Source organism: Methylorubrum zatmanii, from assembly GCF_014845115.1.
In the GTDB taxonomy this organism is placed as follows: domain Bacteria; phylum Pseudomonadota; class Alphaproteobacteria; order Rhizobiales; family Beijerinckiaceae; genus Methylobacterium; species Methylobacterium zatmanii.
The window spans coordinates 1-13,250 of the sequence record NZ_NKUI01000015.1 but is presented as its reverse complement, the minus strand read 5'-3'; the positions used below and the strand labels follow the sequence as shown (position 1 = coordinate 13,250).

The following is a 13,250-nucleotide window of genomic DNA, read 5'->3' as shown; positions in this document are numbered from 1 at the left end:
CGGAACGGCTTCGCCTCGCCGAGGATGGCACGGGCGACGTGCATCCCGTGCTGTTGGGCGAGGCGCCAATGCTCGATGCGGGCGCGGCTGCCGCTGCCATGTTCGGGGAAGGCAGCGATATCGCCCGCGATCCAGACCTGCGGCGCCAGGGCGAGATCCGATCCCACGGCAAGACCGCCATCCTCGCGGGGCTCGACGCCGTCGATCATGCCGGACTCGGGCGCCGCCCCGGCACCGATCAGCACGAGATCGGCGTCGAGACGCCCGCCGTCCTTCAGTTCGATCCCCGCGACGGTCCCGTCGCCGACGATGCGCCCGACCTCACCCTGACGGAAGCCGACACCCTTGCCCTCGTGGAAGCGCTTGAGCCCCCTCGCCACCGCCTCGCCGAAGCGTTTGGCGAGGGGCCATTCCTCCCGTGCCAGCACGGTGACGGCGCGGCCGCGCTTGGTCAGGAAGGCGGCAGCCTCCAGACCGATGAAGCCGCCCCCGACCACCACGATCCGTGCGGCCTTCTGCGCGCGCTCGCTCAGCACCACCGCATCGTCGAGGCTGCGCAGGGTCACGACCCCGTCGAGATCGGCACCGGGAAAGTCAGGCAGCACGGCGCGGCTGCCGGTGGCGATCAGCAGGGCATCGCCGCTGATCGTGCGGCCGTCCTCCAACGTGACGCTGCGGCCGGCCGGATCGATGCGGGTCGCGCTGCCCCGCACCGCATCGACGGCGTGGGCGGCGTAGAAATCCTGCTCCAGCAGGGCCTTCTCCGGCGGGGTCGGCTTGGCCAGGAAGGTCTTGGACAGCATCGTCCGATCATAGGGCGGATGGGCCTCGCGGCCGATCATGGTGATCTCGCCCGAAAAACCCTCGCGACGCAGGGTGGTGACGGCGGCGACCGCCGCCGCGCCGGTGCCGACGACGACGAGATGCCTGATTGCGGAAGAGCGCTCCGGCGTCTCGGCCTCGACCGGCTCCAGCCGTGCCACCGCCTCCTCGCCCTCGATGCGGACGGGGTAGCGCTTCAGGCCCTCCAAGGCGGGTGGCTCGAGCAGGGCGCCGTCGCCGATGGAGAAGGCGGCCTTGTGCCAGGGGCAGTAGAGGCGCTGACCGCACAGCACCCCCTTGGCGAGCGGCGCGCCGTAATGCGGGCATTTCGGCTGGAAGGCCCGGATGCCCGCCGCGTCGCGCACGAACAGGACGCTGGTCTCTCCGTCCTTGCCCTCGGCCATGCCGCCGAGGGGGATGTCCCCGATCCCGATCCTGATCTCGCCGACCGCCATCCCGCGATGTCCCCGCGCCTGTTTCGAACCGTTCCAGGTGACAAGTCGGAACCGGCAGTGAGGTTGCAGCGGATCGCAAGTCGTTGATCGGTCTTCCGGTTTTTGCTCGGTGAACAGGCTGCCCCAAAAAAGTCGCAAGGGGAGCCTGTCTTCCCGCAGATCGGACAAGGTCGTAGCCGAGGTCGTTGTAGGGAGGCGACAATGTCTTTCGAGATCGTTCTGACGCAATCCGCGCAGGAAATCGCCGAGAGAAGCGGTGTTCTTCCAGTTCTCGAAGAGCGGACACGCGATGAAATCGCCGAGCTTCCGGGCGAAGGCTTGGAAGAACTGGAGCGGCGCCTGTTCCATGCCTTCGCGCTGGACGACGGCACCGAAGTCATCTGCTCCCTGACGGCCGACGGCGCCGTGCGGATCGACGCCTGCGCCGCGGAAGCGGCCTGAGCCCTGCCGGCTACCGATCGGCGGAACCGCGACGGGCGGGGCTGGATTGCTCCTCCCGCTGAGTGCCACTCACGCAACGTCCGCCGCCCCGCTCCGCTCGAAGGGACGCGGGATCCGGGCGTTTCGTGAGGCACTCCCATCGCACCCGTCGAGGAGGAGACATGTCTCAGGACACCGTTGGCGTCGAAGCCGACTTTTCGAGCCATTCCGCCGCCCGCGCCGCCAAGGAGCGCCTGGTGCGGGCGGGCTTTGCCCGCAACAGCATCGACATCGAGCGGGACGGCGACATCTTCGTCGTCCATCTGCCGACCCAGGAGGCCAACCGGCAACGGGCGGCACGCATCCTGAAGGGCCGCGCCCTGGTGGAGAAGGCCAAGAGCACCGGCTGGGCCGCCGCCGACACGCTCGGCACCCACAGCCTGCTGACCCTGGGCCTCGCCGCCCTGGCGGGCTTCGCGCTTTACGGCCTCACCAGCCGGCGGTAGCACGATCTCCGCCGGACCGGTGCTCCGGTTCGGCGGACGGTCACGGCTCCGCGAAAAACCGGTTTCCCGGCCGCTTCAATCCGAGATGGTCGCGCAGCGTCGTGCCCTCGTATTCCGTTCGGAACAGGCCGCGCCGCTGCAGCTCGGGCACCACGCCGTCGCAAAAGTCGTCGAGTCCTTCGGGGACGAAGGGGAACATGACGTTGAAGCCGTCGCAGGCTTCCCCCTCCAGCCAGTCCTGCATCCGGTCGGCGATCTGCTCCGGCGTGCCGACGAAGGTGAGCCCGCCATAGCCGCCGACCCGGCGGGCGAGGTCGCGCACGCTGGCGCCGGTTCGGCGGGCATAGGCCACGATCTGGGCCTGCCCGCTCTTGCTGGCATTGGATTCGGGGATGTCGGGCAGGGGCGCGTCGAGGTCGAAGCCGGAGGCATCGGTGCCGAGCCGGACCGAGAGGTTGGCAAGCCCGCTCTCGACTGGGACCAGGGCGTCGAGCCGCGCCTTCTTCTCCTGCGCCTCGGCCTCCGTTCCGCCGACCACCACGAAGGCGCCGGGCAGGATCTTGAGAGCGTCGCGGGCGCGGCCCGCCGCCTCCATCCGCCCCTTCACATCGGCGTAGAAGGCTTGGCCCGCCTCCAGGGAGGAGGCCGAACCGAACACCATCTCGGCGGTCTCCGCCGCGATCTGGCGACCGGCATCCGAAGCGCCGGCCTGGACGATCACCGGCCAGCCCTGGACCGGCCGGGCCACGTTGAGCGGCCCCTTCACCTTCAGGAACTCGCCCTTGTGGTTCAGGGTGTGCAGCTTGTCGGGGTCGAAGAACAGCCCCTGCTCGACATCGCGCAGGAAGGCGTCGTCGGCCCAGGAATCCCACAGGCCGGTCACCACCTCGAAGAATTCGCGGGCGCGGGCGTAACGCGTGGCGTGATCGAGATGCGCGTCGCGGCCGAAATTCAGCGCTTCGTCGGGATTGCCGGAGGTGACAAGATTCCAGCCGGCGCGGCCCCGCGAGAGATGGTCGAGCGAGGCGAACTTGCGGGCCACATGATAGGGCTCGTTATAGGTGGTGGAGGCGGTGGCGATCAGCCCGATCCGCTCCGTCACCATGGCGAGCGCCGGCAGCAGGGTCAGCGGGTCGAACGAGGTCACGGTGGCCGAGCGCTTCAGCGCCTCCATCGGCATGTTCATCAGCGCCAGATGGTCGGCCATGAAGAAGGCGTCGAACTTGGCCGCCTCCAGCGTCTTGGCGAAGCGCACGAGATGGTCGAGGTTGAAGTTCGCATCCGGGAAGCCGCCGGGATAACGCCACCACGCGGTATGGATGCCGATGGGGCGCATGAAGGCGCCGAGATGAAGCTTTTTCCGGCCTTCGCTCACGACAATCCTCCAGCGGTCACGGGTCGTGCGGTTCGACGGGCCTGACGGCCCTAGGATCGTGCGCCCATCGTTCGTAAGACTCGACGGGAGCGGATGCCAGCGGGGCAAGACCATGACCGGAACGACGGGCGGAGCCAGCATCACGCAGGACGTGCCCTATCGCGCCCTCAACGGCTGGTGGGCGCTCCTCCTCGCCATTCCCTGCCTTGGCCTCGGAGCCTTGGCCTTCCTGGGCGGCGGCGTGCTCGTCCTGGGGCGTGGCGGGATCGGGGCTCCGTTCCTGCTCGTGGCGGCCGTGGCGACCATTGCCGGCATCGTGCTGCTCGCCGGGCTCATCACCCTCAAGCCGCGGCAGGCCGCCGTGCTCACCCTGTTCGGTCGCTATCACGGCACCATCGCCCGGGACGGCTTCTGGTGGCGCAACCCGCTCACCGCCGTCGCCAAGGTCTCCCTCGCCACCGAGGCGCAGGAAACCAAGATCATCACCGTCAACGACCTGATGGGCAATCCGATCACCATCGCGGCGGCCGCGATCTGGCGGGTGCAGGACGCGGCGCGGGCGACCTTCGATGTCGGCAGCTATCGCGACTTCGTCTCGCTTCAGGCGGAGGCGGCTCTGCGCAACATCGCCTCGACCCGGCCTTACGACCACGATGAGGCGGAAAATCTCGGACACGAAGCGGGCGACGCCAAGCGCCGGCTCGCGGAAAGGGCCACCCGCGTCGCCTCGCTGCGGGCCGACCGGGAGGCGATCCATGCCGACCTGATCGCGGAACTGGGCCAGCGGGTGGCGGTGGCGGGCGTCGTCGTCGAGGACGTGCGCCTGACCCATCTGGCCTACGCGCCGGAGATCGCCGGCGCCATGCTCAAGCGCCAGCAGGCCGGCGCCATCATCGCCGCCCGCCGCCAGATCGTGGAAGGGGCGGTCGGCATCGTGCGCGACACCATCGCGAGGCTGGAGCGCCCCGAGGACGGCCATCCCGGCATCGCCTTCGACGACCCGGGCCGGGCGAGCATGGCGCAGAACATGCTCATCATGATCGTAGGGGACCGGGAGGCGACACCGGTGGTGAGCGTGGGGACGCGGGAGTGAACCGTCAACCGCCATGGCCGAGTGCGGGAAGCACGAATTCCAATCTCGACGGCCTTTGCGGATGACGGCATGCTGTTTCCGGCTTCGAGAGGATCAGCATGGCGTCGCGCCTGACCGAAGATCGGGTCCTGGCCCAATTCCGCTCCGCCCTAGACAAGACCTATGGCAGTCGGATTGCGCGCATCGTGCTGTTCGGCTCGCGGGCCCGAGGCGATGCGCGCCCCGATTCCGATTACGATATCGGCCTGTTTCTCAACGACCTGCACAGCTTCGATCATGAAGCGCAGGTTCTTGCCGAGATCGAGACCGACCTTTTGACCAAGACCGGAGCGGTTCTGAACGCCCTGCCGCTGCCGGCGAGTGCTTACGGCGAACAAACGGCTTGGATGCAGGAACTGCGTCGCGACGGCATCGACCTATGAGCCCGGAGATCGAAGCCTGTCTAAGCAAGGCTGCCGAGGACTGGGCAGATGCTCGTAAGATCCTGACGCTACCGTTGCCGAAAGTGGCCGCACGTCATGCCTACTACGTCGCATTTCATTCGGCCGAAGCGCTCCTGTTGGCGCGAAGCGGCCGGATCGCCAAGACGCATACCGGTCTTCGCGCAGCGTTGGCTCAGCTTGTCAAAGACTCAGTCATTGAAGATCGAGGACTGCTCACGTTCCTGGCCCGGCCTACAAATACAAAGAATTAAGCGATTACGGCATCGGCCAATCGGCTTCTGTCACGGAAGCTGAAGCAGCATCCGTGATCGATGCCGCAGACGCATTTTTGAAGCGTGTGCGCGTGTTGATTGACGAAGCTGACGGCCCTTGAGCGAGCCAGAGGCCGCCAGCGCATCAGATATCCAGTTCCGCCCCGTCCGCGAAGGCCGCCCGCTCCGTGATGAAGGCGAACCGCGCCTCGGGCTTGTTGCCCATCAGGCGCTCCACCGTGTCGCCCGTGGATTCCCGCGCTTCGTCGAGGACCGCGACGCGCAGCAGGGTGCGCTTCCTCGGATCCATCGTCGTCTCCTTCAACTGCGCCGGCATCATCTCGCCGAGGCCCTTGAAGCGGCCGATCTCGACCTTGCCGTTCTTGAACACGGTCTTGATGATCCGCTCCTTGTCCGCGTCGTCGCGGGCATAGGCCGATTTGGCACCCTGGCTGATCCGGTAGAGCGGCGGGATCGCCAGATAGAGATGCCCCTTGTCGATCAGCTTCGGCATCTGCCGGTAGAAGAAGGTGATCAGCAGCGAGGCGATGTGGGCGCCGTCCACGTCCGCGTCGGTCATGATGATGACCTTGTCGTAGCGCAGGTCCCCCTCGCGGAAATTGGCGCCCGTGCCGCAGCCGAGGGCCAGCGTCAGGTCGGAAATGAGCTGGTTGGCGCCGAGCTTGTCGCGGCTGGCGGAGGCGACGTTCAGGATCTTTCCCCGCAACGGCAGGACGGCCTGGGTCGCGCGATCCCGCGCCTGCTTGGCGGAGCCGCCGGCCGAGTCGCCCTCGACGATGAAGATCTCCGAGCCCGCCGTGCCGGCGGCGGAGCAATCGGCGAGCTTGCCCGGCAGGCGCAGCTTGCGGGTGGCGCTCTTGCGGGCGACCTCCTTCTCCTGGCGGCGGCGCAGGCGCTCCTCGGCCCGGTCGATCACCCAATCGAGAAGCTTGTTGGCCTGGGCGGGCGAGGCCGCGAGCCAATGGTCGAAGGCATCGCGCACCGCCGTCTCGACGATGCGGGACGCTTCGACCGTGGCGAGCTTGTCCTTGGTCTGGCCCTGGAATTCCGGCTCGCGGATGAAGACCGAGAGCATGGAGGCGCAGGTCGCCATCACGTCGTCGGTGGTGACCGCCGTCATGCGCTTGGCTTGGTTCACCCGCTCGGCATGTTCGCGCAGGCCCCGGAGCAGAGCGACGCGCAAGCCCGATTCGTGGGTGCCGCCCTCAGGAGTCGGGATCGTGTTGCAGTAGGAATGCGAGACGCCATCGTCGGCGACGGTCCAGGCCACGGCCCATTCGAGCGAGCCGTGCGAGCCCGGCTTCGTCACCTTGCCCGAGAAGATCGAGTCGAGGACGAGTTCCTTCCCCTCGATATCGCGGGCGAGATAATCGGACAGGCCGCCGGGGAATCGGTGAACCGCCTCGGCGGGCACATCCTCCAGCCCTTCGAGCAGGGCAGGGGCACAGCGCCAGCGGATCTCGACGCCGCCGAACAGATAGGCCTTGGAGCGGGCCATCTTGAACAGGCGGCGCGGATCGAATTTCAGCGAGCCGAAGATCTGTGCGTCGGGATGGAAGCGCACCCGTGTGCCGCGGCGGTTCTGCACCCGGCCGACGGTCTCCAGCCCACCCTGAGCATGGCCCCGCGAAAAGGTCTGGCGGTAGAGGGTCTGGTTGCGAGCAACCTCGACTTCCAGCACATCCGACAGAGCGTTGACGACGGAGATGCCGACGCCGTGCAGGCCGCCGGAGGTCTCGTAGACCTTCGAGTCGAACTTACCGCCCGCGTGCAGCGTGGTCATGATGACCTCGAGCGCGGACTTGCCCGGAAATTTTGGGTGAGGATCGACCGGGATACCGCGGCCGTTGTCGGTGACGACGAGGCAGCCCGTTTCCTCCAGCTCGACCTCGATGAAGCTCGCGTGACCCGCGACCGCTTCGTCCATCGAATTGTCGATCACCTCGGCGAAGAGGTGATGCAGCGCCCGTTCGTCGGTGCCGCCGATATACATGCCCGGCCGGCGCCGCACCGGCTCCAGCCCCTCCAGCACCTCGATGGCCGAGGCATCGTAACCGGCCTCCGCCGTCTCCGGCGCGGGGGCCGGCTGCGGCGCCGCCACGGGCGTCAGACGGCGACGGCGCTCGGCCTCTGCCGGAGGCTTGGCACCGGGCCCGAACAGGTCGCGTGCCGGATCGCTCACGCGACGGCTCCTCGAATCGGGTCGGAGACGGGTTGCATGGCTCTTCATACCCTCGTTGTATAGGAACAAACAGGAAACAAAAAGAGTCCCGTCTGCTTCTGCCGGTCGCAGCATCGCACGCGGCCGGCCTCGTCCGGAACCGTGACGGCGCCTGGATGGGCGGCCCGGCGCCCCCTCAGTGATGCGGGCGGATGGTTAAAGAGTGGCTGCCGGGAACAAGCACTGGCGACCGCTCGTTATCTTCTCAAGGTCAGCTTGACCATAAGGGAGCCACGCCGATGACCCCTGCCGCCGAAGCGCGTCACACCTCCCTCACGCGCCTGGAACAGGCTGCCGGCGAGGTTTTTGGCTACGCGGAAGAACAGGGGCCGGTTCTTTCCCGCTCCTCCCTGCTCCTGTCCTCGTCGGGTTTGGCCATCGCCACCGTCGCCACGGCGCTCGCCGCCACCATCACCTATCTCGTCTGATCCGACCTGCGAAGTATCAAGCCGCCGCGGGCATCGCGCAGAGGCGGATGTCGCGCGCCAGGGCATCGACCCGCGCCGGGTCGGAATCCCAGGCGAACATGAAGCGGGCCGCGCCGCCGATGAATCCGTAGAACTGCCAGCCACGGGCCCGAAGCCGCTCCTGAAGCGGGGCAGGCAGGTTCAGGAACACCCCGTTGGCCTCGACCGGCGCCGCGAGGGACACGCCCGGCACATCGGCAATGGCGTCCACCAGACGGCGGGCACAGGCATTGGCGTGGCGGGCATTGCCGAGCCAAGCGCCGCTTTCCAACATGCCGACCCAGGGGGCCGCGAGGAAGCGCATCTTCGAGGCGAGTTGGCCCGCCTGCTTGCAGCGGTAATCGAAATCCTCCGCCAGGGCGCGGTCGAAGAAGATCACCGCCTCGCCGACCGCCATGCCATTCTTGGTGCCGCCGAAGCACAGCACATCGACGCCCGCCTTCCATGTCAGCTCCGCCGGCGTTCCGCCGAGGGAGGCGCAGGCATTGGCGAAGCGCGCTCCGTCCATGTGCAGGCGCAGGCCCGAGGCGCGGCAGACCGCCGACACAGCCGCGACCTCGTCCGGCGTGTAGACCCGGCCGGTCTCGGTCGATTGCGTGAGGGTCACAGCCCTCGGCTTGGGGAAGTGGATGTCGCTGCGCTTGCCCGCGATCGCCCGCACGATCTCCGGCGTCAGCTTGCCGTCCTCCGTCGCGGCGGTGAGCAGCTTCGAGCCGTTGGAGAAGAATTCCGGCGCACCGCATTCATCGGTCTCGACATGGGCCGAGTCGGCGCAGATCACGCTGTGGTAGGAGTGACAGAGCGAGGCGAGCGCCAGCGAATTGGCCGCCGTACCGTTGAAGACGAAGAAGACCTCGCACTCCGTCTCGAACAACCGCCGAAAGCCATCGGCGGCAGCCTGCGTCCAGGAATCGGCGCCGTAGGCGGGAGCGTGGCCGGCATTGGCCGCTCGCATCGCGTCGAGCGCCTCGGGGCAGATCCCGGCGTAGTTGTCACTGGCGAATTGCTGCTCGGCCACGGCGCCCTTCAGCCTCGTTCCGGAAAAGGAAAGAGGCCGGACGACTGGTGAGCCGTCCGGCCTCATCACGATCACGGCTCTCAAAGTAGGGACCACCCCTACCTTTTCGCAACCTCCCGGATGTGGGGCTGCCCTGCGGCAGCCTCAGGCCGCCGCGAGCGCCATCGACATCGATTCCTTCTTCATCAGCTCGCGGTAGAAGCCGTCGAGATGGGTGAGCTTCTCCGGCGAACCGTCCTGGATGATGCGGCCGCCTTCGAGCACGACGATCCGGTCGAAATCCTTCAGCGTCGAGAGCCGGTGAGCGATGGCGATCACCGTGCGGCCCTTCATCAGGTTGGCGAGCGCGGCGCGGATCGCCTCCTCGGATTCCGCGTCGAGGGCCGAGGTGGCCTCGTCGAGGAGCAGGATCGGCGAATCCTTCAGGATCGCGCGGGCAATGGCGATGCGCTGGCGCTGGCCGCCGGAGAGCTTCACGCCGCGGTCGCCGACGATGGTGTCGAACCCTTCCGGCAAGGCCTGGATGAAGTCGGTGCAGTGCGCGGCCTCGGCCGCCTTCCACACCTCCTCGTCGGTCGCATCCGGCCGGCCGTAGCGGATGTTCTCGCGCAGGGAGCGATGGAACATCGACACGTCCTGCGGCACCACCGTGATCGCCTCGCGCAGGGATTCCTGGGTGACGCGGGTGATGTCCTGCCCGTTGATGAGGATGCGCCCGCCCTGCACCTCGTAGAAGCGCTGGATCAGCGAGAACAGGGTCGACTTGCCGCCGCCGGATTTGCCGACGAGGCCCACCGTCTGCCCCGCCGGGATCAGCAGGTCGAAATCGGAGAAGACCGTGCGCCCGTCGGGATAGCTGAAGGCGACGTGGTCGAAATGCATCTCGGCGCCGGTCTGGCCCACCAGCGTCTCCGCCTCCGGGTGATCGACCAGCTCATGCGGCTGTAGCAGCGTGTGCAGCGCCTCCGACAGACGGGCCGTGTGCTGGGTCGCGTCGACGAGGGCGACGGCGAGGTCGCGGGTCGCCGCCAGGATGCGGATGCCCAGCGTGCAGACCAGCACCACCTGACCGGTGGTGGCTTGCCCGGCCTCCCACATCTTGATCGACCAGTAGAGCAGGCCGAGGATCGAGATCACGGTGAGGATGGCGTGGGTGATGCGCAGCTTCTCGAGATAGAGCAGCGAGGAGCGGCGCGCCTTCATCTCGGTGCCGATGGTGCCGTCGAAGCGCACGAACTCACGCTTGAAGGCGGAGAAGGCGCGCACCAGCGGCATGTTGCCGACGAGATCCACCATCTCGCCATCGACGCTCGCGGCCTTGGCGGCGAAGTCGTGGTGCAGCGGCTTGCCGGCCGAGGCCATCTTGAACATCAACAGCACGACGGCGGCGAAGATGCCGGCGAGCACCAGCGCCATCGTCAGGTTCACGGTGCCGATGTAGATGATCGACAACGTGGCCGCCACGCAGGGCGGCATCACGTTGAACGTGAACATGTTTTCGACGGTGAAGATCGCGTTCGAGGTCGCGGTGATGCGCGAGGCGAGCGTACCCGGTTGCCGGTCGGCGAAGAAGGACGGGGCGTGACCCGTCATGTGGCGGAACAGGTCGCGGCGAATGTCGCCCGTCACGCCGACGAAGGTGAAGGCACCCACCAGCGCGGCGACGCGCCAGAGCATGTTGTCGGCGGCGATGAAGGCGATGAGCAGCGCGAGTGCCGACCAGACCTGCCCCGCGCCCGGCCCCTTGCCGAGGGCATCGACCACCCCTTTCAGGGCATAGTCGGTCGAGACCGAGAAGGTCACGGCACCGAGCACCGAGAACAGGATGACGAGGTGCGGGATGATCCGGCGCTTGAGATAGCGCCCGACAAAGGCCCCCGGTTTGTTGGCGTATTGGCAGAGATCTTCCATCGCGATCGTCAGTCCCGATTCGATCAGACCCGCTGGGCGCCGATTGTGGCTGGAGGGAGCACACAGCCCCCGTAAACGGCAACGCGAAGCGTCGCCTTATGTTTCAAGCGCGCCCAGCATTCCGCAGAGTAAGGCGGACAAGCTGAACCGGACTTGAGCGAAGCTGCGGCGCAGCGCGACTCCAACCGCTTTGACCGGCGTAGGTCAAGGCTGGCATCGGGCCTCATCCGACGGATTGTTCCTTCACCGCAGGCCTCTGGCGCATCGCCTGCGCCGGGATCACGCCTCGTCCCGGTCCGACCGGCGCGTTTCCGGCATGATGAGCAGGACGAGGACGAAGCCGGCGGCCCCCACCAGGGCGAGGCCGAGGAAGGCGGTGTGGCTGCCGAGGGCGTCGGCCATATAGCCGGCCAGGGCCGTGGAGAGGGCGGCGCCGATCCCCATCCCGGTCCCGACCGCCCCGAGGGCGGTGTTGAAGCGGCCGGTTCCCCGGGTCACGTCGGAGACGATCAGCGGAACCATGACCCCGAGGACGGAGGCGGAGATGCCGTCGAAGACCTGGATCGCGACCATCAGATAGGGGTCGTTGACGAAGGCGAAGAGCAGGCCGCGGATGGGCAGAGCCGCGAAGCCGATGACGAGGAGCGGCTTGCGGCCCCAGCTCTGGGCGAGACGGCCGACGAAGGGCGCGGTGAGCGCCAGCACCGCCTGGGGCACCATGATGCAGGCGGCCACCAGCGCCGTGGCGGTCTCACTGGCACGCAGCGTCATGACGCTGCCGACGAGAGGCAGCATCGCCGCGTTGGCAAGGAAGAACAGCACCATGCAGGCGGCGAAGCACAGCAGGGCCCGGTTCTTGAGGAGTACCGCGAAGCCCCCGGCCTCGCGCTCCTCCACCTCGCGCGCGACCGGGGCCCTGGCGCTCCGTCCCGGACCGGCGGCGCGGCCGGACGGGATGAAGGACAGGGACATCAGGGCCGGAATCACCAGGAGACCGGCGAGATAGAACACCGCGTCGTTCGAGAAGTAATAGCCGATCGCGCCCATGCCGGCGGCGCCGAGGGCGTTGCCGATGGCCGAGAAGCTGGCATTGCGCCCGAGCCGTTCGCCGGCCCGGGCATGGCCGACGAGGCCGATGGAGATCGCCGCGATGGCCGGCGTCAGCACGCAGCTCGCCGCCGAGTGGATCGCCATGGCGAGCATCACGACGAGATAGGTGGGCCAAGCGGCCAGCATCACCGCGCTCGCTCCGACCCAGAAGGCCGAGAAGCCGGCGGCGAAGCGCTTCGAGCGGGAGGCGTCGACGAAGGCGCCGCCGGGCATCTGCCCGAGCAGGCTGACGAGGCTGCCGACGGTGAGGGCCAGCCCGATATCCGATTGCGTCCACTTCTGCTGGGTGAAGTAGACGGCGAGGAACGGCCCGAAGCCGGTCTGCAGGTTGGCGATGAAGAAGGTGAAGGCGTCGAGGCCGTGGGTCGCCCGGCGCGACGGACCGACCGGACCGGCCGATCCGGGCGCGTGGTCGCTCGGCCGACCCGGCCGGCGGTCGGGACGGGGGCCGACCCGGTCGCGGGGGTCGGCTCGATGGATGTCGCGCTCGCGCGCCGGATATGCGCGCCTCTCCGTCACCGGGGATGCCGTCATTTGTCCGGCGTCTTCTCCTGCGGCCGGTCAGGGGCCTTGTCGGACGGAGCGGCGGCCTTGTCGGCAGCGGCAGCGGAGGCTTCGCCCTCCGCCGGCTGGCCGGAGGCCGAGCCGGGGCTGGTGGCGCCGAGCACGACGATGGGCTCGCCGGATTTGTATTCGGGCGAGACGCGGACCTGATTGCGGTTGAGTTGAAGCGTCAGCCGGCCGACCTTGCCGTCGCTGGTGAATTTCAGGACGCGCCAATCCACGGCGATCTTGCGGGAACCGACGCCGAGGAAGCCGCCGAAATCGATCACCGCGGCGCGCGGGCGCCCGTCGCGATCGACGATGACGTCGATGATGCGGCCGAGGTCGTCACCGTTCATGGCGCGCACGCTCTTGCCGAGCAGGCTCTCGTAATCCTGGGTATCGAGCACCACCGCCGGGGTGCCTCCTCCTTGCGAGGGCACCGATGGGGCCGGCGCCGCCGTGGGGGAGGGCGCCGGCGCGGAGGGCACCGCGGGGGCAGCGGCCGGTGGCGTCGCCGCTACGGGGGGAGGCGCGGCATCGCCGGACGCGCCCGGCGCACCGTCCGCGGCCATGGCCGCCGTGGCGAAAAGG

At 68.1% G+C, this 13,250-nt stretch carries 13 protein-coding genes; 6 read left to right on the top strand and 7 right to left on the bottom strand.

The genetic code is table 11. The features are described from left to right. A partial coding sequence (locus MZTS_RS02285; protein ID WP_192281051.1) for an FAD-dependent oxidoreductase occupies positions 1 to 1,277 on the bottom strand: 1,277 nt, incomplete at its 3' end. A 201-nt stretch (positions 1,278 to 1,478) separates the two neighbouring features. Here MZTS_RS02285 and MZTS_RS02280 point away from each other — a divergent pair. Then, positions 1,479 to 1,718, top strand: a complete 240-nt coding sequence (locus MZTS_RS02280; RefSeq protein ID WP_192281049.1) for a hypothetical protein — start codon at positions 1,479 to 1,481, stop codon at positions 1,716 to 1,718. Between the two features lie 161 nt (positions 1,719 to 1,879). Continuing rightward, positions 1,880 to 2,203 (top strand): hypothetical protein, encoded by a 324-nt coding sequence (locus MZTS_RS02275; protein WP_192281047.1) that lies wholly within the window; start codon positions 1,880 to 1,882, stop codon positions 2,201 to 2,203. Between the two features lie 40 nt (positions 2,204 to 2,243). On the opposite strand, the gene MZTS_RS02270 is transcribed toward MZTS_RS02275, so the two are convergent. Continuing rightward, positions 2,244 to 3,539: an LLM class flavin-dependent oxidoreductase gene (locus tag MZTS_RS02270; RefSeq protein WP_210329075.1), complete on the bottom strand. Its 1,296-nt coding sequence runs from the start codon at positions 3,537 to 3,539 to the stop codon at positions 2,244 to 2,246. 151 nt (positions 3,540 to 3,690) lie between these two features. On the opposite strand from MZTS_RS02270, the gene MZTS_RS02265 reads away from it, so the two are divergent. From MZTS_RS02265 to MZTS_RS02255, 3 genes are all read left to right on the top strand, one after another. Continuing rightward, a complete protein-coding gene (locus tag MZTS_RS02265; RefSeq protein WP_192281041.1) occupies positions 3,691 to 4,671 on the top strand; it encodes an SPFH domain-containing protein in 981 nt (326 codons plus the stop codon). Positions 4,672 to 4,769: 98 nt separating this feature from the next. Next, positions 4,770 to 5,093 carry a nucleotidyltransferase domain-containing protein gene (locus MZTS_RS02260; RefSeq protein ID WP_009862012.1) on the top strand — a complete coding sequence of 108 codons (324 nt, stop codon included), beginning with the start codon at positions 4,770 to 4,772 and terminating at the stop codon, positions 5,091 to 5,093. Further along, positions 5,090 to 5,365, top strand: coding sequence for a HEPN domain-containing protein (locus tag MZTS_RS02255; protein WP_192281038.1), 276 nt, complete (start codon positions 5,090 to 5,092; stop codon positions 5,363 to 5,365). Before MZTS_RS02260 ends, MZTS_RS02255 begins: the two co-directional genes overlap by 4 nt. A 145-nt stretch (positions 5,366 to 5,510) precedes the next feature. On the opposite strand, the gene parE is transcribed toward MZTS_RS02255, so the two are convergent. Further along, positions 5,511 to 7,568 (bottom strand): DNA topoisomerase IV subunit B, encoded by a 2,058-nt coding sequence (gene parE, locus MZTS_RS02250; protein WP_192281036.1) that lies wholly within the window; start codon positions 7,566 to 7,568, stop codon positions 5,511 to 5,513. A gap of 278 nt (positions 7,569 to 7,846) precedes the next feature. Here parE and MZTS_RS02245 point away from each other — a divergent pair, with 278 nt between their 5' ends. After that, positions 7,847 to 8,035, top strand: coding sequence for a hypothetical protein (locus tag MZTS_RS02245; protein ID WP_009863641.1), 189 nt, complete (start codon positions 7,847 to 7,849; stop codon positions 8,033 to 8,035). A 16-nt stretch (positions 8,036 to 8,051) separates the two neighbouring features. Here MZTS_RS02245 and MZTS_RS02240 read toward each other — a convergent pair whose 3' ends face one another. The 4 genes from MZTS_RS02240 to MZTS_RS02225 form a co-directional block, all read right to left on the bottom strand. Further along, positions 8,052 to 9,092 (bottom strand): beta-eliminating lyase-related protein, encoded by a 1,041-nt coding sequence (locus MZTS_RS02240; protein ID WP_192281034.1) that lies wholly within the window; start codon positions 9,090 to 9,092, stop codon positions 8,052 to 8,054. 144 nt (positions 9,093 to 9,236) lie between these two features. Further along, entirely contained in the window at positions 9,237 to 11,003 is a 1,767-nt protein-coding gene (locus MZTS_RS02235; RefSeq protein ID WP_192281032.1) for an ABC transporter ATP-binding protein, read from the bottom strand. A 279-nt stretch (positions 11,004 to 11,282) separates the two neighbouring features. Further along, positions 11,283 to 12,647 (bottom strand): MFS transporter, encoded by a 1,365-nt coding sequence (locus MZTS_RS02230; protein WP_192281029.1) that lies wholly within the window; start codon positions 12,645 to 12,647, stop codon positions 11,283 to 11,285. Beyond that, positions 12,644 to 13,250 (bottom strand): PRC-barrel domain-containing protein (locus MZTS_RS02225; protein ID WP_192281027.1); only part of this gene is annotated, 607 nt, incomplete at its 5' end. The genes MZTS_RS02225 and MZTS_RS02230, both read right to left, overlap by 4 nt.